The sequence below is a fragment of the Saccharothrix australiensis genome (genome assembly GCF_003634935.1).
GTDB lineage: Bacteria > Actinomycetota > Actinomycetes > Mycobacteriales > Pseudonocardiaceae > Actinosynnema > Actinosynnema australiense.
In genome coordinates this window covers 2,052,562-2,071,343 of record NZ_RBXO01000001.1, presented here as the reverse complement: position 1 = coordinate 2,071,343, position 18,782 = coordinate 2,052,562, and the positions used below count along the sequence as shown (strand labels likewise).

At 72.9% G+C, this 18,782-nt stretch carries 16 protein-coding genes; 10 read left to right on the top strand and 6 right to left on the bottom strand.

What is annotated here, in order from left to right; translation table 11 throughout:
* Positions 1-2 precede the first annotated feature (2 nt).
* From C8E97_RS09770 to C8E97_RS09755, 4 genes are all read left to right on the top strand, one after another.
* Positions 3-1,487 carry a DUF7782 domain-containing protein gene (locus tag C8E97_RS09770; protein WP_121003663.1) on the top strand — a complete coding sequence of 495 codons (1,485 nt, stop codon included), beginning with the start codon at positions 3-5 and terminating at the stop codon, positions 1,485-1,487.
* Positions 1,484-1,909 carry a D-aminoacyl-tRNA deacylase gene (gene dtd, locus C8E97_RS09765; RefSeq protein ID WP_121003661.1) on the top strand — a complete coding sequence of 142 codons (426 nt, stop codon included), beginning with the start codon at positions 1,484-1,486 and terminating at the stop codon, positions 1,907-1,909. Before C8E97_RS09770 ends, dtd begins: the two co-directional genes overlap by 4 nt.
* A gap of 195 nt (positions 1,910-2,104) precedes the next feature.
* Positions 2,105-3,097: a sigma-70 family RNA polymerase sigma factor gene (locus tag C8E97_RS09760; protein WP_121003659.1), complete on the top strand. Its 993-nt coding sequence runs from the start codon at positions 2,105-2,107 to the stop codon at positions 3,095-3,097.
* A gap of 479 nt (positions 3,098-3,576) precedes the next feature.
* A complete protein-coding gene (locus C8E97_RS09755) occupies positions 3,577-5,238 on the top strand; it encodes a fumarate hydratase (RefSeq protein WP_425470503.1) in 1,662 nt (553 codons plus the stop codon).
* 392 nt (positions 5,239-5,630) lie between these two features.
* On the opposite strand, the gene C8E97_RS09750 is transcribed toward C8E97_RS09755, so the two are convergent.
* Both C8E97_RS09750 and C8E97_RS09745 read right to left on the bottom strand, forming a co-directional pair.
* Positions 5,631-6,140, bottom strand: coding sequence for a hypothetical protein (locus C8E97_RS09750; RefSeq protein ID WP_147455040.1), 510 nt, complete (start codon positions 6,138-6,140; stop codon positions 5,631-5,633).
* Positions 6,141-6,235: 95 nt separating this feature from the next.
* Complete coding sequence (locus tag C8E97_RS09745) at positions 6,236-6,718, bottom strand: hypothetical protein (RefSeq protein WP_121003653.1); 483 nt, start codon at positions 6,716-6,718, stop codon at positions 6,236-6,238.
* A 239-nt stretch (positions 6,719-6,957) separates the two neighbouring features.
* Here C8E97_RS09745 and C8E97_RS09740 point away from each other — a divergent pair, with 239 nt between their 5' ends.
* A complete protein-coding gene (locus tag C8E97_RS09740; protein ID WP_121003651.1) occupies positions 6,958-7,740 on the top strand; it encodes an IclR family transcriptional regulator in 783 nt (260 codons plus the stop codon).
* A 46-nt stretch (positions 7,741-7,786) separates the two neighbouring features.
* On the opposite strand, the gene C8E97_RS09735 is transcribed toward C8E97_RS09740, so the two are convergent.
* The 3 genes from C8E97_RS09735 to C8E97_RS09725 form a co-directional block, all read right to left on the bottom strand.
* Positions 7,787-10,537, bottom strand: coding sequence for a tetratricopeptide repeat protein (locus C8E97_RS09735; RefSeq protein ID WP_121003649.1), 2,751 nt, complete (start codon positions 10,535-10,537; stop codon positions 7,787-7,789).
* Between the two features lie 633 nt (positions 10,538-11,170).
* Positions 11,171-11,347 carry a DUF397 domain-containing protein gene (locus C8E97_RS09730; RefSeq protein WP_121003647.1) on the bottom strand — a complete coding sequence of 59 codons (177 nt, stop codon included), beginning with the start codon at positions 11,345-11,347 and terminating at the stop codon, positions 11,171-11,173.
* Entirely contained in the window at positions 11,344-12,198 is an 855-nt protein-coding gene (locus C8E97_RS09725; RefSeq protein WP_121003645.1) for a helix-turn-helix domain-containing protein, read from the bottom strand. The genes C8E97_RS09730 and C8E97_RS09725 overlap by 4 nt, the downstream gene beginning before the upstream one ends.
* A 232-nt stretch (positions 12,199-12,430) precedes the next feature.
* Here C8E97_RS09725 and C8E97_RS09720 point away from each other — a divergent pair, with 232 nt between their 5' ends.
* Together C8E97_RS09720 and C8E97_RS09715 are read left to right on the top strand one after the other, a co-directional pair.
* On the top strand, positions 12,431-13,771 hold the full coding sequence (locus tag C8E97_RS09720; protein ID WP_121003643.1) for an AAA family ATPase: 1,341 nt from the start codon (positions 12,431-12,433) through the stop codon (positions 13,769-13,771).
* Positions 13,768-14,502: an HNH endonuclease gene (locus C8E97_RS09715; RefSeq protein ID WP_121003641.1), complete on the top strand. Its 735-nt coding sequence runs from the start codon at positions 13,768-13,770 to the stop codon at positions 14,500-14,502. Before C8E97_RS09720 ends, C8E97_RS09715 begins: the two co-directional genes overlap by 4 nt.
* On the opposite strand, the gene C8E97_RS09710 is transcribed toward C8E97_RS09715, so the two are convergent.
* On the bottom strand, positions 14,491-14,868 hold the full coding sequence (locus tag C8E97_RS09710; RefSeq protein WP_246018778.1) for a GNAT family N-acetyltransferase: 378 nt from the start codon (positions 14,866-14,868) through the stop codon (positions 14,491-14,493). The two genes, C8E97_RS09715 and C8E97_RS09710, sit on opposite strands and share 12 nt — an antisense overlap.
* A 227-nt stretch (positions 14,869-15,095) precedes the next feature.
* Between C8E97_RS09710 and C8E97_RS09705 the strand changes: the two genes are divergently transcribed.
* The 3 genes from C8E97_RS09705 (at position 15,096) to C8E97_RS09695 (ending at position 18,734) form a co-directional block, all read left to right on the top strand.
* A complete protein-coding gene (locus C8E97_RS09705; protein ID WP_121011203.1) occupies positions 15,096-16,061 on the top strand; it encodes an ATP-binding cassette domain-containing protein in 966 nt (321 codons plus the stop codon).
* Complete coding sequence (locus tag C8E97_RS09700) at positions 16,058-16,861, top strand: ABC transporter permease (RefSeq protein WP_121003637.1); 804 nt, start codon at positions 16,058-16,060, stop codon at positions 16,859-16,861. The genes C8E97_RS09705 and C8E97_RS09700 overlap by 4 nt, the downstream gene beginning before the upstream one ends.
* 718 nt (positions 16,862-17,579) lie before the next feature.
* Positions 17,580-18,734 (top strand): RtcB family protein, encoded by a 1,155-nt coding sequence (locus C8E97_RS09695; RefSeq protein WP_121003635.1) that lies wholly within the window; start codon positions 17,580-17,582, stop codon positions 18,732-18,734.
* Positions 18,735-18,782: the final 48 nt, after the last annotated feature.

The following is an 18,782-nucleotide window of genomic DNA, read 5'->3' as shown; positions in this document are numbered from 1 at the left end:
CTGTGCTTCCTGATCTCTCCACTGAGCTGACCGCGCGGCTGCGCGACGCATTCCTGACCGCCGGGTACCACGCCGACGGGGTGGTGGGCGTGCTCGGGCCGCAGGCCCACGCCGCCCTGGGCCGGGGCGAGCCGGAGGCCGCCCGGCGGGTCTCGCGGGACGCCGGCGCGCTGGGCACGCTGATCCGGCTGTTCCTGCTCGGCGACGCCGAGCGGCCCGCCGACGTCGCCGCCGCCCTGGACGGGTTGGACGTCGAGCGGGCGCTGGCGGCGCAGGTGCTCGTGCGGTCCGGCGACCGGCTGCGGGCCGGGCTGGACATCCGCCCGTACGGCGACGACGACGGCTCGTGGTGGGTGGTCGCCGACCTGGACGCCGACCAGCGCGGCGGACCGGTGCCCGCCGACCACGTGCTCGGCGTCGGCCACGCGTCGATCAGCCTGGCCAGGGCCACCTCCCGCCGCCCGGTGGGCACGCTGCTCGACCTGGGCACCGGCTGCGGCGTCCAGGCGCTGCACGCGAGCCGCCACGCCGAGCGGATCACCGCGACCGACCTGTCCGAGCGGGCGCTGCGGCTCGCGCAGGGCACCTTCCGGCTCAACGAGGTCGACGTCGAGCTGCGGCGGGGCGAGTGGTTCGCGCCGCTGCGCAACCGGTCGTTCGACCAGGTGGTGTGCAACCCGCCGTTCGTGGTGGGCCCGCCGCGCGTCGACTACGTCTACCGCGACTCGGGGCTGAGCGGCGACGACGCCAGCGCCCTGGTCGTGCGGCAGCTGCCCGCGTTCCTGAACGAGGGCGGCGTCGGCCAGCTGCTCGCGTCCTGGCTGCACCGCAAGGGCGAGGACTGGGCGGACCGGGTGTCGGGGTGGCTGCCCAAGCACGTCGACGCGTGGTTCGTGCAGCGGGACGTGGCCGACCCCGCGCTGTACGTCGGGACGTGGCTGCGGGACGCGGGCGTGGACCCCCGGTCGGCCGAGGGCCGGGCGAAGGCCGACGCGTGGCTCGACTGGTTCGCCGCGAACGACGTCGAGGGCGTCGGTTTCGGGTTCGTCACCCTGCGCCGCACCGACGTCGCGCACCCCGAGGTGGTGTGCGAGGACCTGCGCCACGCCTATGACGACCCGCTGGGCCCGGAGTCCGCCGCGTGGCTGGACCGCGTGCGGTGGCTGCGCGAGCACGACGACGAGCAGTTGCTGGCCACCCGGTTCACCGTGCCGGGGAGCGTGCTGCTGGAGGAGGTCTCCGCGCCGTCGGACGAGGGCTGGGAGCCGGTCGTGCGCCGCCTGCACCGCACCGACGGGCCCGGTTGGCAGCACGAGTTGGACGAGACCGCCGCCCGGCTGCTGGCGGGGTTCCGGGGCGCGTTGCCGCTCGCGGACCTGGTCACGCTGCTCGCGTACGCCCAGGACCTGGACGCCGACGCGCTGGCCCGCGCGGCGCTGCCGGTGGTCCGCGAGCTGGTGCGGCACGGCATGGTGGTCCCCGCGTGAGGGCGGTCGTGGCGCGCGTCACGGAGGCCGAGGTGACCGTCGACGGCGAGCGGGTCGGCGCCATCGACGAGCCGGGCCTGCTGGTGCTGCTCGGCATCCACGTCGAGGACACGGCGGAGAAGGCCCCGTTGATGGCCCGCAAGCTGCACGAGCTGCGCGTCCTGCGCGACGAGCAGTCGTGCGCCACGACGGGCGCGCCGCTGCTGGTCGTCAGCCAGTTCACCCTCTACGGCGAGACGCGCCGGGGGCGGCGGCCGTCCTGGACGGCCGCCGCCCGGCCCGAGGACGCCGAACCGTTGGTCGAGGCGGTGGTGCGGGAACTGCGCCGGAAGGGCGCGCGAGTGGAAACGGGGCGGTTCGGCGCGATGATGTCCGTGCGGAGTGCGAACGACGGTCCGTTCACCGTGTTGGTCGAACTCTAGGTCCTTCTCAGCCAATCCTCAGGATTCGCGGCGCAACCGCTGTGACGGCAGTGACGTCTTCAGTGCTGGGAGACGGGAACCATTTCGATCCGGTCGACGTTTCCCCCAGTGACAGGGGCCGAAAGGCGACGCCGCGCGGCGCAGCGCGGGAAGCGTGACCGCACTGCCAGCCCGCGACAAGGGGGAGGGAGCTCCATGACCGTCCCGAAGGTCCTCGACCGCGAGGTCGGGAACGAGACGACCACCACGAGCGCCGAGTTGGACCTCGACGCCCAGGGACCGGCCGCCGACCTGGTTCGGGTCTACCTGAACGGGATCGGCAAGACAGCGCTGCTCACCGCGGCCGAGGAAGTGGAACTCGCCAAGCGGATCGAGGCGGGGGTCTTCGCCCAGCACATGCTGGAGACGGGTTCCGGGTTGTCCGCGACGCGCCGCGAGGAACTGCGCGCGCTGGTCCGCGACGGCCACGTGGCAAAGAACCACCTTCTCGAAGCGAATCTGCGGCTGGTCGTTTCGCTGGCCAAGCGATACACCGGCCGTGGAATGCCGCTGTTGGATCTGATCCAGGAAGGCAACCTGGGTCTGATCCGCGCGGTCGAGAAGTTCGACTACACCAAGGGCTTCAAGTTCTCGACCTACGCGACGTGGTGGATCAGGCAGGCGATCACCCGGGGAATGGCGGACCAGGGCCGCACCATCCGCCTTCCCGTCCACCTGGTCGAGCAGGTGAACAAGCTGGCGCGGATCAAGCGCGACCTGCACCAGCAGCTGGGGCGCGAGGCGACGCACGACGAGTTGGCCCGCGAATCCGGCCTGACGCCGGACAAGGTGTCCGACCTGCTCGACCACGCCCGCGACCCGGTGAGCCTGGACATGCCGGTCGGCACCGAGGAGGACGCCCCGCTGGGCGACTTCATCGAGGACTCGGACGCCACCGACGCCGAGAGCGCCGTCATCTCCGGCCTGCTCCAGGACGACCTGCGCCGCGTGCTGGCGACGCTGGAGCCGCGCGAGCAGGCGGTGATCCGGCTGCGCTACGGCCTGGAGGACGGGCAGCCGCGCACGCTGGACCAGATCGGCAAGCAGTTCGGCCTGTCCCGCGAGCGGGTGCGGCAGATCGAGCGCGAGGTGATGTCCAAGCTGCGGCAGGGTGAGCGGGCCGCCAAGCTGCGCGCCTACGCCAGCTGACGGGTCGCGGTCGCGCCGGTCGACCGGGCCGCCGGGCTCCGCGCCCGCGCCGGGTCACGGGCCAGCGGCCGCGTGCGCTGACCGGGCCGCCGGGTTCGCGGGTCGACCGGGTCGGCGGACCGGGGACGCGCCGGGCCGCGGGTCGGCGTCGCGGGTCGGCGTCGCTTCACCCGTTCGGCCGGATTGACTTGTGACCGCGCTCACGGCACGGTCGCGTGTTACACGAGCCATGCGACCTCCTCCACCCCATCACGTGGAGGTCGTCGCACGCTGAGGAAGGTCGGGGCGGTCGGGGGCCGGCCCGGCCTTCCGCGTTCACCCGCCCCCGCGAGCCGCGTCGGCGGGCGGGAACCCCCGTGCGCGCGGGTGCGTCGCGCCGGGGTCGACCACGACGCGAATCACACCCCGGCCGGCACGTCGGACGGCACCGCGCGGTATAGGTTCGTCGGAACCCGAACGCGCGCAAGGGAGCCCGCGACGTGCCTTTGGCTACCGCTTTCCACCACACCGACGTCCTGCCGCTGGCCGAGGACACCCACACGGAGTACCGGCTGGTGACGCCGGACGGCGTGTCCGTGGTCGAGGCCGCCGGACGCCAGTTCCTCCAGGTCGAGCCGGCCACGCTGACCCTGCTCGCCAAGGAGGCGATCCGGGACATCCAGCACCTGCTGCGACCGTCGCACCTGGCGCAGCTGCGGGCGATCGTCGACGACCCGGAGGCCAGCGGCAACGACCGGTTCGTGGCGATGGACCTGCTGCGCAACGCGTGCATCTCCGCGGGCGGCGTGCTGCCGATGTGCCAGGACACCGGCACGGCGATCGTGATGGGCAAGCGCACCGAGTCCGTGCTGACCGGCGGCGCCGACGAGGAGGCGCTGTCGCGCGGCATCTTCGAGGCGTACCAGGAGCTGAACCTGCGCTACTCGCAGATGGCGCCGGTCACGTTCTGGGACGAGAAGAACACCGGGACGAACCTGCCCGCGCAGATCGACCTGTTCGCCGCGCCCGGCACGGCCCCGAAGTACGAGTTCCTGTTCATGGCCAAGGGCGGCGGCTCGGCCAACAAGACGTTCCTGTACCAGGAGACCAAGGCGCTGCTGAACCCGACGCGGCTCGCGCGGTTCCTCGACGAGAAGCTGCGCTCGCTGGGCACGGCGGCGTGCCCGCCGTACCACCTGGCCGTGGTCGTGGGCGGCCTGTCGGCCGAGCAGAACCTGAAGGTCGCCAAGCTCGCGTCCGCCCGGTACCTCGACGGCCTGCCCACCGCGGGCTCGGCCGCCGGCCACGCGTTCCGGGACCTCGACCTGGAGCGGCAGGTGCTGGAGCTGACGCGGAACTTCGGCATCGGCGCGCAGTTCGGCGGCAAGTACTTCTGCCACGACGTGCGCGTGGTCCGCCTGCCCCGGCACGGCGCGTCCTGCCCGGTCGGCGTCGCGGTGTCCTGCTCGGCGGACCGCCAGGCCAAGGCGAAGATCACCCCGGAGGGCGTCTTCCTGGAGCAGTTGGAGCGCGACCCGGCCCGGTACCTGCCCGAGGTGACCGACGAGGACCTGTCCGACGAGGTCGTCCGCATCGACCTGACCAGGCCCATGTCGGAGATCCGCGCCACGCTGTCCCGGCTGCCGGTGAAGACGCGCGTGTCGCTGACCGGTCCGCTGGTGGTGGCTCGGGACATCGCGCACGCCAAGATCAAGGAGCGCCTCGACGCGGGCGAGCCGATGCCGCAGTACCTGAAGGACCACCCGGTGTACTACGCCGGTCCGGCGAAGACGCCGGAGGGCTACGCGTCCGGCTCGTTCGGGCCGACGACGGCGGGCCGCATGGACTCGTACGTGGAGCAGTTCCAGGCGGCCGGCGGTTCGATGGTGATGCTGGCGAAGGGCAACCGGTCGGCGCAGGTGACGGCGGCCTGCCAGGCGCACGGCGGCTTCTACCTGGGCTCGATCGGCGGGCCGGCGGCGCGGCTGGCGCAGGACTGCATCCGCGAGGTCGAGGTGCTGGAATACCCCGAACTGGGGATGGAGGCGGTCTGGAAGATCCAGGTCGAGGACTTCCCGGCGTTCATCGTGGTGGACGACAAGGGCAACGACTTCTTCGCGGAGACCTCGACGCCGACCCTCCAGATCTCGTTCCGGAAGTAGGGGTTCGGGGCAGCGGGGGTCGGCCTCCGGCCCCCGGTTTCCATTGTCCCACGGGGGTACCGACAATTCCGGCGACGTCGGGTCGTGCCGAAGTCTTCCGGCGTGGTTTCGGCGGGCCGGAGGAGCTTCGGCCCGGCTTCGGCGGACCGGACGGGTTTCGGCGCGGCGGTGGATTCGGTGCGACGGTGGATTCGACGCGGCGGTGGATTCGACGCGGCGGTGGATTCGACGCGGCGGTGGATTCGGCGCGGCGGTGTCCGGGTGCGGCGGGGTTCCCGGCACCGACCGGCTTCCCCGCGCTGACCGGCTTCCCGCACCGACCGGCTTTCCGGGAAACGGCGCCGCCGTCCGGGGAACGGTGGTGCCGCACGGCGAGGAGCGCGCCCGACCGGTCACCCGGTCCGCTCACGCGCCTCCAGCACGATCCGGCGCTCACCCAGCGGCGCGTCCAGCACCACGTCCACCGGCACGGCGAACAGCTCCTCCGTGCACACCTCGCCGCTCGCCGGGTAGTACGTCGTCACCAGCGTGATCAGCACCTGGTCCGCCGACTGCGCCTCGACCTCCGCCGACGCCCGCTTGCACCCGCCGGACACGCTGAAGACCTGCACGGTGCGGCCGTCCGCCGACACCGAGACGTCGCGCCGGTAGGCGTCGGACAGCGCGCCGGCGTCGACCCGGTCCGCGGGCACCTGCCTGGCCTGCGGCAACGGCGGCGCGGTCGACTGCGGCGGTGGCTGGGCCGTCGGCACGCCGGGCAGTGACAACGATGTCGGCAGCGCGGCCGACGGCGTGGACGACGGGCTGGGCGAGAACGGGGGCGGGGCCGAGGGCGACCCGTCGCCACCGCACCCCGCCACGGCGAGCGCCGCGAGGACCACAGCGGCTCTGACGTTCCTCATAGCGGTAGGACGGTACTGCCGCGCCCGGTGGTTGCACGGGGAGGTGCCCGGCCGACGGGGCAGGCCGACCGGGCACCGGGGGGAGGGGTGAACGTCTACCTGGTGTCCTGCCGCGTGCTGAGCACCACGGAGCGCTCGCCCAGCGGCGCGTCCAGTTGCGCGGTCAGCGGCGGGTAGCGGATGTCCATCGTGCAGACCTCCGCGTCCGCCGGCGTGGTCTCCACCATGACGAGCTTGACGGTCTGCGGGCCCTGCTCGGCGATCTCGACGCCGGCCTTGCCGCAGCCGCCTTCCTGGCCGATCAGGCCCAGCGTGCTGCCGTCGCCCTCGCTCCACACCGTGCGCGGTGTGCCTTCGGGGACGGCCGAGGCGTCGAGCTTGTCCGGGGGCACCTCCTTGGCGCCCGGCGGCACGGGGCTCTCGAACTCCGGTTCCGTGGTGGGCGATGGGCTGGACGGTGCGGTGGTCAGCGTCGGACCGCCGCTGCCCGCGTCGAGCGAGGGCTGGGTCGAGGCGCAGCCGGTCAGCACGACGAGCAGCAGCGCACCGGCACCGATCGCGGTTCCTAGGCTTCTCATGTGGTGAGGACGGAGCCACCGCGCGGCGGGGTTGCCCCGCCCTTTTGACAGTTACCCGTTCAGGCGAACGCGGGTTTACCCGTTCAGGCGAACGGGACGGCCGTGGTGACGGGCCGGCGGAAGATCCCTTCCGCCTTCACGTACCTGAACGCGCGGCGTGGTTGTGAACCTCGGGACGGCGCTGTCAGGATCGTCACAGCGACGTGTCCTCAGCCGCCCGACATCCCCGTGGAGGACCGGTGACCGACCCCGCGCCACCCGCCCGGCCGAACGCGGTCAAATCGGCCGACCGGACCGTGGAGCTGCTCGAAGTGCTGTCGGCGTCCGACCGCCCGCTGACGCTGACCGAGCTGCACCGGCGGCTGAGCTACCCGAAGTCGAGCCTCTACATGCTGGTGCAGACCCTCGTCGCCCGCGGCTGGGTCGAGCCCGACCCCGTGCGGGGCGCCTACGGCATCGGTGTCCGCGCGCTGCTCGTCGGCACGTCCTACCTCGACCACGACCCGGTCGTGCGGGTCGCCACGCGGGTGATGGAGCAGGTGCGGCGGGAGGTCGACGAGACCGTCCACCTCGCCCGGCTCGACGGCTCCGACGTGGTCTACCTCGCCGGCCGGGAGTCCGAGCAGCACTTGCGGGCCGTCTCGCGGGTCGGCCGGCGGCTGCCCGCGCACTCGACGTCGCCGGGGAAGGCGCTGCTCGCGGCGCGCACGCCGCAGGAGGTGGACGCGATCCTGCCCGCGCGCCTGACGGCGCTGACCCCCGGCACCGTGGTCGACCACCAGGCGCTGCACGCCCAGCTCGCGGACGTCCGCGCCGCCGGTTACGCCCACGAGCGCGAGGAGAACACGCCGGGCGTGGGTTGCTTCGCGGTGGCGCTGCCCTACCGCTCCCCCGTCCTCGACGCCATGAGCTGCTCGGTGCCGCTGAGCAGGCTCGACCCGGAGCACGAGCGGAGGGTCGTCGACGCGCTCCTGCACGGCGCGCGCACCGTCACCGAACTGCTCCGCCGGGTCGGCCACTGACCTCGCACCGTCCACCGAGGACGGTCATGGGGATTTCGGCCGGGAGTCAGGCCGGCGCGCCGCCCTGGTCGCGCAGGGCCGCCAACTGGTCGCGGGTGCGCGCCGTCTGCGGGTGGTCCGCACCCAGTGTGCGCTCCTGCGCGGCCAGCACCTCCCGGTACGCGTCCAGCGCCTCCTCGTGCCGTCCGAGGTCGGCCAGCGCGCCGGCCAGCGAGCGGCGGCTCACCAGGGTGTTGGCGTGCTCCGCCCCGTACACCCGCGTCTCCAGCTCGACGGTCGCGCGGAACGCGGCCTCCGCCTCCACCGGCCGCCCGCGCTCGCGCAGCAGGCCCGCCAGGCAGAAGTGGCTCATCAGCGTCTCCGGGTGCAGCGGGCCGAGCGCCGCCGACTGGTCCGCCAGCACCGCGCGGTGCCCGGCCTCGGCCGCCGCGAGGTCGCCGCGCGCCTCCGCCACGTGCGCGAGCTGGTGGCGCACCGCGAGGACGAGCAGGTGCCGCGGGCCGTAGGCGCGTTCGCGGTGCTCCAGCACCGCCCGGAATTCCCGTTCCGCCTCGGCGAACCGCCGCCGCGCCACCAGCAGCCGGGCCAGGCAGCTCCGGGTGCGCAGGGTCGCCGGGTCGCCCGCGCCCGCCGTCCGCTCCTGGATCGCGAGCACCGCGCGGTGCCCCGCCTCCGCGCCCGCCGGGTCGTCCCGCTCCTGGCACAGGTGCGCCAGGCCGTGCCGCGCGGTCAGCGTGCGCGGGTGCTCCGGGCCGAACACGCGCGTGCACGCCGCCAGCAGGTCGCGGTAGTGCCGCTCGGCGTCGTCCACCCGGCGGCGTTCGCGCAGCAGGGCCGCCAGTCCCAGCAGCACGCCGAGCGTGTCGGGGTGCTCCGCGCCGCGCACCGACCGCGAGAGCGCGAGCAGGTCGACCAGTTCGGCCTCCGCCTCGTCCCACCGGCCGCGCCGGCGTAGCAGGTCCGCCAGCCGCGACCGCGCCGACACGACCTCGGCGTCGTGCTCGGCGCACCGCCGCCGCAGCGCCGCGAGGACGACGCGCTGCTCGGCCTCCGCGCCCGCGAGGTCGCCCCGGTCCTCCAGCAGGTGCGCCAGGTCGTGCCGGGTGGACAGGGCGGCGGGCGAGGTCGGGCCGAACACCCGTTCCCGCTCGGCCAGCACCTGCCGGTACTCCGCCTCCGCCTCGTCCCACCTGCCCTGGTCCTGGACCGCCCTGGCCAGGCAGTTGCGGGTGTTGAGGGTCGCCGCGTCGGCCGCGCCCAGCCGCTCGGCCTGGTCGGCGGCCAGCGCGCGCAGCTCGCGCTCCGCGCCGGCCGGGTCGCCGCGCGCCTTGAGCACGTGGCCCAGCGCGTGGCGGGCGCTCGACACGTGCCAGTGGTCGACGCCGGCCGCCGCCGTGCCGAGCGCGATGGACCGCCGGTAGAGCGACTCGGCGACGGCGGTGCGGCCGACCTCGGCGCAGAAGTCCGCGCCCCGGCTCAGCAGCGCCGCGGCGGCCAGGTCGCGCGCGGGGTCGTCGACGGGCGCGAGCGCCGCCACGTGGGGCAGCAGCAGGTGCCAGCGCGGCCACGCGGCCGGGTCGCCGTCGACCAGCGGCTCGACCGCGCGGGCCAGCACGTCCACCGCGACGCCCCGGTACCGCGCCCGGTGCTCGGCGTAGTCGGGCCGGTGCCGGTTGGCCTCGCGGATCACCGGGTGCACCAGCAGGCACTGGGCCGGCTCCGCGACCACGTCCAGCAGGCCGACCTCCTGTAGCGCCCGCAGCAGCACGGACAGCCTGGCCGCCGTCACACCGGGCAGGAGCCCCGACTCGGCGAGCACGGTCGCGTCCAGCAGGAACGCGGGCACCGGCGCGTCGGCGAACGTCGACAGCAGCCGCAGCAGCGGTCGGGCCTGCGGCCGGCCCCGGTCGGCGAGCAGGTCGACCGACATCTCCCACGTGCGGGCGGGCGACTCCCGTGCCGGCGCGGTCTCGTCGTCGGCCAGCTCGGCGAACCGCTCCTCCCACCTCGCCCGGTAGTCCCGGAACGTCGTCGGCGCCTCCAGGCCGGGCAGCGCGAGCGCCGACGCCGCCACCGCCAGGTAGGACCCGGCGACCCGCAGCGCCAGCGGCAGGCCGCCCAGCCGGCGGGACAGCTCCTCGGCGTCCGCGGCCGAGCCCGCGTCGGCCAGGTCCAGCAGCACCCGCGCACCGTCCGCGGGCGGCAGGCCGCGCACCGGGAACACCTTCGCGTCGGGCGGCCAGCCGGCGCTCGCGCGGCTGGTGACCAGGATCGTGCCGTGCGCGTCCGGGGTGCGCAGCCACCCGTTGCCGTCGCCGACGCGGTGGCCGTCCGCCGCGAGCACCCGGGGGTCGTCGGCGCCGTCGAGCACGAGCACCCAGTCGCGGGTCAGGTGGTCCAGGTGCCGCCACAGCAGCTCGATCGCCGAACCGCCACCGCCGGACCAGGCCGCCCGCACGCCGGTCGGGTCCGCGCCCGCCTGGAGCGCGACCTCCGCGAGGCCCGCCGACAGGCTGCCCGCCGAGGAGGCGTCCACCCACCAGACGTCCGGCAGCCCGCGCACCACCTCCAGCGCGACCGTGGTCTTGCCGAAACCGCCCGCGCCGCACAGCACCGCGACCGCGCCGCCGCGCACGGCGGTCACGGCGGCGACCAGGTCGGCACGTCCGCGCACCGGACCGGTGAGGCGCTTGAGCGGCGGCGCGACCGAGGTGAGCGGCGCGGGCGGCACGCCGCGGGCGCGCCCGGCCGGCCCGCCGCCTCCGCCGGGCGTCCCGGCCCGCTGCTCGTCGTGCACCGCTCACCCATACCACCTCGCGCGCACCGGGAACGCTCGGCGGGCACCGGGCCGTGGCCGGCGCCGTCCCGCCGACCGATCCGGAGTCCACTGTGGACGACAACGGGTACACCGCGACGGCGCACGCCCTTTGATGCGAGCAGTCCTCGCGATGGCGTGGGGTAAGCCGATCGCGGCCGTCGGGGCGCCGGGCGAAGGGGCGATCACCCGACCGGGCGCGTCGGCGGACGCCGGGCGGCGCGGAGCCATCGGGGTCGACGCGCGCCACGAACGGCCCATCGGGGCGCGGTCCGACGTCACGCGGAGTGGGTCCGGTCCCCGCCTCGGCCTTCCGGGGCCGACGCCACGGCCGTCGAGGTCCTGCGGAACCTCGAACCGACCGCGGTCGCCGGCGACCCGGCGCGGGATGCCCCCGACGACGCCGTCGGCGCGACCACGCGGGCGGTCGGCCGGGTACGTCGTCGCCGGACGGAACCGGCACCGGCCGGGGAAAACCGCCCCCGGGTCAGGTGGGCGGTCCTACGGGACGCGGACGGGACGCCGGTGTGCCGGCACCGTCCACTGTGCGGGCCGCCCGCTCCGCGGGACGCGTGGTCGCGGCACCGCGGGCGGTCGGCGGGAGGGGTGAGCCGGTCAGGTATGCCGCAGTGCGGTGAGGAACGCGCGGAAAGGACGGTCCGCAAAGGCCAGCTCGGGGCCGGGACGCTTGCTGTCACGAACGACGGTGACCGCGCGGTCGACGGCCAGCTCGACGCAGTTGTTGCCCGCGCCTGAATGAGAGCTTCTACGCCACGTCTTAGTCGTGTTCATGTTTCCTTCAGTGCGGTTGCCAGTTTTCTGATCAGTGAAGCCGACTCCTTGGGCGACAGAGCGACCTCGCTTGCCATGTCCTCGAAGTGAAGCAGGTACTTCTCCACATCGGCGGGATTGTCCACCCACTTGCCTCCACCGGCGTACTCCAGGTACACGGAGGAGGGATCACCCGCGTCGAACCTGAGCGCGGTCGCGCCGCCGCCCGACATGGTCCCGTACGCGCCTGCGCCGAACGGGATCACCTGGATGGTGATGTTGGGCTGCTTGGCCATCTCCAGCAGGTGCGACAACTGGTCGAGCATGACCTCGCGCCCGCCGACGGCGCGGTGCAGCGCCGCCTCGTCGATCACCGCGTGCAGCCGCAGTCCGGGCAGCCGGCGCTGGCGGCTCGCCAGCGCCGCGACCGCCTGGTCAACCGGTACCGACGGGTCCAGGAACCGCCGGCCCGCCAGGCGGACGGCGGCGGCGTACGCGGCGGTCTGGAGCAGTCCGGGGATGACGATCATCTCGATCGTGAGCACCTCCGCCGCGTCCGCCTCCTGGCGCGCGTACGTGCGCGCCTCGGGCGTGAAGGCGGCGGCGTTGGCCAACCTCGTGCTGTCCTGCTTCGCGTCCTCCCACAGCGCCTCGGCCTCGCGCCGCTCGTCGTCTGTCGCGCCGTAGAGCCCGAGCAGCGCGCCCAGCTCGGTCCAACTCGGACTGATGTACCCGTTCTCCATACGCGACAGGGTCGACTGGGTCTTGCGGGTCAACGCGTGGTAGTCGATCTCGGTCTTGCCCGCGCGCTTGCGCAGCGCGTTGAGGAACTGCCCGAGCTTGCGCTTGCGTCGGGTTTGGACAGCTGCCATTCGGATCGCTCCTCGCTGAAAAGAACTGCGAACACCCTAGTGGGCGCGCGCACCCTTTCCCGGTTCACACGTTCGAACGTTCATAAGGTGCATACTCACCCGATAAGATGAGCCCCGCCGGTGGGGCTGCGCGGTCGCGGGTTCGGGCGCCCGCGACGCATGCCACGCCGTACGGCCCCACCGGCCCGCGACGCCGACGGTAGCCACCCCCCTCCCCACTACAGTCGGCGGCATGTACATCTCGCAGGTCCGGCTGCGGAACATCAAGGGATTTCACGGCGCCCGCGAAGTGGACCTCAAGCTCACCGCGCCCGGCTGGACGGTGATCGCCGGCCGCAACGGCTCCGGCAAGACCTCCCTGCTGCACGCGATCGCCCTGGCGCTCGGCGGTCCGGCGGTGGCCCGCAACCTGGTCCCGGACTTCGAGAACTGGGTGACCGCGGGCCGGCGCGAGGCCGTCGCCCAGGTCCGGTTCACCCGCGACGAGCACGCCGAGCGCTGGTCGGGCAAGGGCAGGCGGCCGTCCGGCGAGTTCTGGGCCGGCCTGGTCTGGACGATGCCGGACGACGAGCCGCGCGGCTACCGGCGCGGCCTCCAGCCGTCGCTGAGGGAGAAGCTGGAGGGCAGCAGGACGGCCGCGACGCGCGGTCCGTGGCAGGACAACCCCACCGGCTGGTTCTGCGCCGCCTACGGGCCGTTCCGGCGCATGGTCGGCGCCACCAACGACGCCCAGCGGCTGATGTCGAACTCCGGCCCCGTGTCCCGGCTGGCCACCCTGTTCCACGAGGACGCCTCGCTCGCCGAGGGCGTCGGCTGGCTGATCGAGCAGCACCTGCGGTCGCTGGAGCGCAGGCAGGGCGCTGAGGAGCTGAAGACGGTCGCGCTCGCGGTCCTGTCCGACGGCCTGCTGCCCGACGACTACCGCATCGAGGGCGTCGACTCGGACGGCCTGTGGGTGCACAACGGCGACCACCGCTTCCCGCTGCGCGAGATGAGCGACGGCTACCGGACGGTGGCCTCGCTCGTGGTCGACCTCATCAAGCAGCTCTACGAGTCCTACGGCGCGCTGCGGACCGAGCCCACGAAGGCGGGCGGGCTCGCGCTGACCGCGCCCGGCGTCGTCATCATCGACGAGGCGGACGCGCACCTGCACGTGTCGTGGCAGAAGCGGATCGGCGGGTGGCTCAAGGAGCACTTCCCGAACGTGCAGTTCATCGTCACCACGCACAGCCCGTACCTGTGCCAGGCGGCCGATCCGGGCGGCCTCGTCCGCCTGCCCGGCCCGGACCAGCAGGAGCCGCCCAGGGTCGTCGACCGGGCGCTGCACGAGCGGATCGTGTACGGCAGCGGTGACGACGCCGTGCTGTCCGAGCTGTTCGGGCTCGACACGCCCTACTCCGAACGGGCGGAGCGGCTGCGCGCGGAACTGGTCGCGCTGGAGGTCGCCGTGCTCGGCGGGACGGCCGACGCCCGCGCCGTGCGCCGTTACGAGAAGCTGAAGCGGATGCTCACCAGCTCGCCGGTGGCGCGGGCGCACGAGGTGCTGACCCGCATCGCGCGGGAGGAGCCGTGATCCGGCTGTCCCGGACCGCGCTGCCGGACGACCTCGCGGGCCGGCTGGTCCCGCTGACCGACGAGATCACCGCCGCGCCGGACCGGGTGCGGACGGCGCGGGCGGCGTGGAAGCGGGCCGCGGTGCGGCGTTCGGTGCACGCGCCGCTGCGGCGGCTGCTGGAGGACATGGCGCCCGGCCACCAGCGGTGCATGTACTGCGGTGACAGCCAGGGCACCGACATCGACCACTTCGAGCCGTTGTCCCGGAACCCGTTGCGCACCTTCGACTGGCTCAACCACCTGCTCGCCTGCTCGACGTGCAACAGCAACCTCAAGCGCGACCGGTTCCCGCTGGCGGGCGACGGCACCCCGCTCCTGGTCGACCCGACCGCCGAGGACCCGTTCGACCACCTGCTGCTCACGCTCGCGCTCGGCACGTACGTGGCGCTGACGCCCAAGGGGCAGGCGACCATCGACGTGTGCGGGCTGAACCGGCCGGTGCTGACGCGCGGTCGCGAGCAGGCGCGCCGCGTCGTGGTGGCGAGCCTGCTGCGGTGGGCGCGGGGACGGGACCGCGGCGCGGCCGACGAGATGCGCGAGGCCGTGCTGACCGTGCGGTGGCAGCCGTTCGCCGACGTGTGCCAGTCGATGCTGCGGCTGGCCCTGATGCCGGGCGCGGCGCGGGTGCTGGACGAGCCCGTGCTGTCCCTGCTGCGCGACCGCGAACTGCGGGACCGCTTACTGGTCTGACAGCACCCGGCTCATCCAGGTGGACGCCTCCGGCTCGAAGCCGTGCCGCCGGTAGAAGCGGCGCGCCGCGTCGTTGGGCGCCTCGGTCTCCAGGAACACCTTCCGCGCGCCCGCCGCCCGGCACGCCGCCACGAGCTCGGCGATGACCCGCCCGCCCACGCCGCCGCCCCGGTTGCGCACGAAGAACTCGTCCAGCAGCGCGTCCCGGCCGCCGGACTCCAGCGAGTAGCCCCACGTCACCACGGCGTAGCCGGTGTCGAACAGCCACACCTGGCCGTACCGGTCGTCCGCGAGCAGCGGCCCCAGGGCGGCCGTCACGCGTTCCTCGTCGTAGTCGTGCCCGTCCACGCCGTAGAACTCGCGCACGAGGGGCAGGATCGCGGGGAGGTCCGATGTGGATGCTCGGCGGATCGTCACCCACGCAGCGCACACCGTTTGCCTTCACGCCGCAACTTGTTCCGGTCGCGTTGCGCCGGGCGGGGGACGTCGAGGGGTGTCCCAGCGTCACGAAAAGCGCTGGTCACGGGAAAACTTCCGCTGGAAGAGTGATATTTGCCGCGTGACTGTCGTACCCGAGGTCCATCATGACCGTCATGGCAGACGCAATCGTGGCCGAAGGACTGGTCAAACGCTACGGGTCGGTCGTCGCCCTGGACGGGCTCGACCTCGTGGTGCCGGAGGGCACCATCATGGGCCTGCTGGGGCCCAACGGCGCGGGCAAGACGACAACGGTCCGCGTGCTCACCACGCTGCTGGAGCACGACGAGGGCAGGGCCACGGTCGCGGGCTTGGACGTCGTCGCCGACGCCAAGGCGCTGCGCCGCAAGATCGGCCTGTCCGGCCAGTACGCGGCGGTCGACGAGAACCTGACCGGCTTCGAGAACCTCGACATGGTGGGGCGGCTCTACCACCTGGGCAAGAAGCGCGCCCGCGAACGGGCGCGGGAACTGCTCGACCGGTTCGACCTCGTCGACGCCGCCGACCGGCCGGTGAAGGGCTACTCCGGCGGCATGCGCCGCCGCCTCGACCTCGCCGGCGCGCTGGTGGCGAAGCCGAGCGTGCTGTTCCTGGACGAGCCGACCACCGGCCTCGACCCGCGCAGCAGGCTCGGCATGTGGGACGTCATCGAGGAACTCGTCGCGGGCGGCACCACGCTCCTGCTGACCACGCAGTACCTGGAGGAGGCCGACCGGCTGGCGGACAAGATCGCGGTCATCGACCACGGCCACGTCATCGCGCTCGGCACGGCCGACGAACTGAAGGCGCAGGTCGGCGGCGAGCGGCTGGAGCTGTCGCTCGGCTCGGCGCAGGACGTGGCGCGGGCGCGGGAAGTGCTGGCCCCGCTGGCGATCGGCGAGTTCGTGGTGGACGAGCGGGGCCACCGGCTGACCGTGCCGGTCTCCGGTGGCTCCGAGGTGCTGGTGGACGGCATCCGCAGGCTGGACGCGGAAGCGATCAAGGTGCTCGACGTCGGCCTGCGCAGGCCGACGCTGGACGACGTGTTCCTCGCGCTGACCGGGCACGCGGCCGAGGAGAAGCAGGAGGAGCAGGGGGAATGAGCACCATCGTGCAGGCGCTGGGTGACGGCGCGGTCGTCGCCAAGCGCAACCTGATCAAGATCAAGCGCGTGCCGGACCTGCTGGTCTTCTCCACGCTGTCGCCGATCATGTTCGTGCTGCTGTTCGCGTACGTGTTCGGCGGCTCCATCCAGATCCCCGGCATGGACTACCGCGAGTTCCTGATGGCGGGCATCTTCGCGCAGACCGTGGTGTTCGGCGCGACCATCACCGGCAGCGGCCTGGCGGAGGACATCCAGAAGGGCGTCATCGACCGGTTCCGCTCGCTGCCGATGGCGCGCTCGGCGGTGCTCATCGGGCGGACGACGTCGGACCTGGCGAACAACGTCATCGTCATCCTGGTGATGTCGGTGACCGGTCTCATCGTGGGCTGGCGGATCAACTCGTCGTTCTTCGAGGCGCTGGCGGGCTTCGCGCTGCTGCTGCTGTTCGCCTACGCCGTGTCGTGGGGCATGGCGATCGTGGGCCTGATGGTGCGCAGCCCGGAGGTGTTCAACAACGCCAGCTTCATCGCCATCTTCCCGCTGACGTTCATCGCGAACACGTTCGTGCAGGAGAGCAAGCTGCCCGGCGTGCTGAAGACGTTCGCCGAGTGGAACCCGGTCTCGGCGGTCACCCAGGCGGCCCGAGAACTGTTCGGCAACACGAACCCGGCGTTCCCGCCGCCCGACGTGTGGTCCCTCCAGCACCCCGTGCTCACCACCCTGATCTGGGTGGTGATCTTCCTGGTCGTCTTCGTCCCCTTGGCGACCCGCCAGTACCGCAAGGCGGTCAGCCGCTGACACCGGACACCACCGCCCGAGGTGCGCCCGCTGGGCACACCTCGGGCGGCTGCGTGTCATCCCCGTACGACCTGCCCGCAGGGCGACCACAGTCGCCGAAGGGGCGCAAGCACGCTTCACCGCTTGCGCCCCTTCGGCGACTGTGGTGGTCTTTGACAGGTCGTACGGGGATGACACGCAGCCAAAGCTTTTCACGCGCAGCGTGAAAAGCTTGCAAAGCTTCGAAGAAGCTTTGCCCCCATCCTCGGTGGCCTGCCCAGCGGCGAGCGCCCTTCTTTAAGCTTTGACCCGCTCAAACCGAAGAACCTCCGCGCGGAAGGCGCCCGCACAAGCTTTAAAGAAGCGCTCGCCGCTGGGCAGACCTCCGGGGAGGAAAAGCTTTAAAGGCGTCGTGTTCTCCCCGCATGGCCTGTCAAAGACCACCACAGTCGGTCAGGGGGCGCAAGCGGTGAAGCGTGCTTGCGCCCCCTGACCGACTGTGGTTGCCCTGCGGGCAGGCCATACGGGGAGAACACGAGACCAGAAGTCTGCGCGGCGCGGTGCAGGGACCAGGTCTGTGCTGCGCGGTGCGGTGGGTCTTGGTCTGTCCGGCATGAGCAGGGGTCGGGGTCTGTTCGGCGTGAGCAGGGGTGGTGCCTGTTCGGTGTGTGCTTGGCCGGGATGTGTGGCCGGGTAAATCGGATCGCGTGTCGAGTGGCCTGGACCTAGCATTTGTGCCATGACTGCTACCACGATTTCCGGCGCGCGCGTCGACATCCGTCTTTGGGCCGACCCGGCCGAGGTCGAGGAGCAGGCTCTCCGGCAGTTGCGCAACATCGCCTCGTTGCCCTGGGCCGTCAAGCACGTCGCCGTCATGCCGGACGTGCACTACGGGTTGGGTGCGACGGTCGGGTCGGTCATCGCGTTGAAGGACGCCGTGTCGCCGGCCGCGGTCGGTGTGGACATCGGTTGTGGCATGACGGCGGTGAAGACCTCGCTCACCGCCGAGGACCTGCCGGCCAGCCTGCTGCCCCTGCGCACCGCCCTGGAGGCCGCGGTGCCGGTCGGGTTCGCCATGCACGAGGAGCCGGTCGTGGCGCGGGACGCGTTCTGGGACGCGTTCGACCGGCTGACGCCGTCCCTCAAGCTGGACAAGGCGGTGCGGCAGGTCGGCACGCTCGGCGGCGGCAACCACTTCCTGGAGATCTGCCTGGACACCGACGGCCGGGTCTGGGTGATGCTGCACTCCGGGTCGCGCGGTGTCGGCAACCAGTTGGCGCAGCACCACATCGCGGTCGCGCGGGAGTTGGCGCACAACGCCGAGCTGCCCGACCCGGACCTCGCGGTGTTCCTCGCGGGCACGCCGGAGATGGCCGCCTACCGGCACGACCTGTACTGGGCGCAGGAGTACGCCCGTCGGAACCGGGCGGCGATGACCGACCTGGTCGGCGACGTGCTGCGCGCGCACTTCCCGCACGTGACGTTCGACGAGCCGATCAGCGCGCACCACAACTACGTGTCGGAGGAGCACCACTTCGGGGAGGACGTCCTGGTGACCCGGAAGGGCGCGATCCGCGCGCGGAAGGGCGAGTTGGGGATCATCCCCGGTTCGATGGGCACCGGCTCGTACATCGTGCGCGGTCTCGGCAACCCGGACTCGTTCGAGTCCGCGTCGCACGGCGCGGGGCGGCGGATGTCGCGGACCAAGGCGCGCAAGACGTTCACCGCCGACGACCTGGCGGCGCAGACGGCGGGCGTCGAGTGCCGCAAGGACGTCGGCGTCGTGGACGAGATTCCGGGCGCGTACAAGGACTTGGACGCCGTGATCGCGCGGCAGAGCGACCTGGTCGAGGTCGTGACCAGGCTCAAGCAGGTGGTGTGCGTCAAGGGCTAGGGCAGGTTTGTCCCTGCGCGGCAAGGGAACCCGGTGGACAGCCAAGCC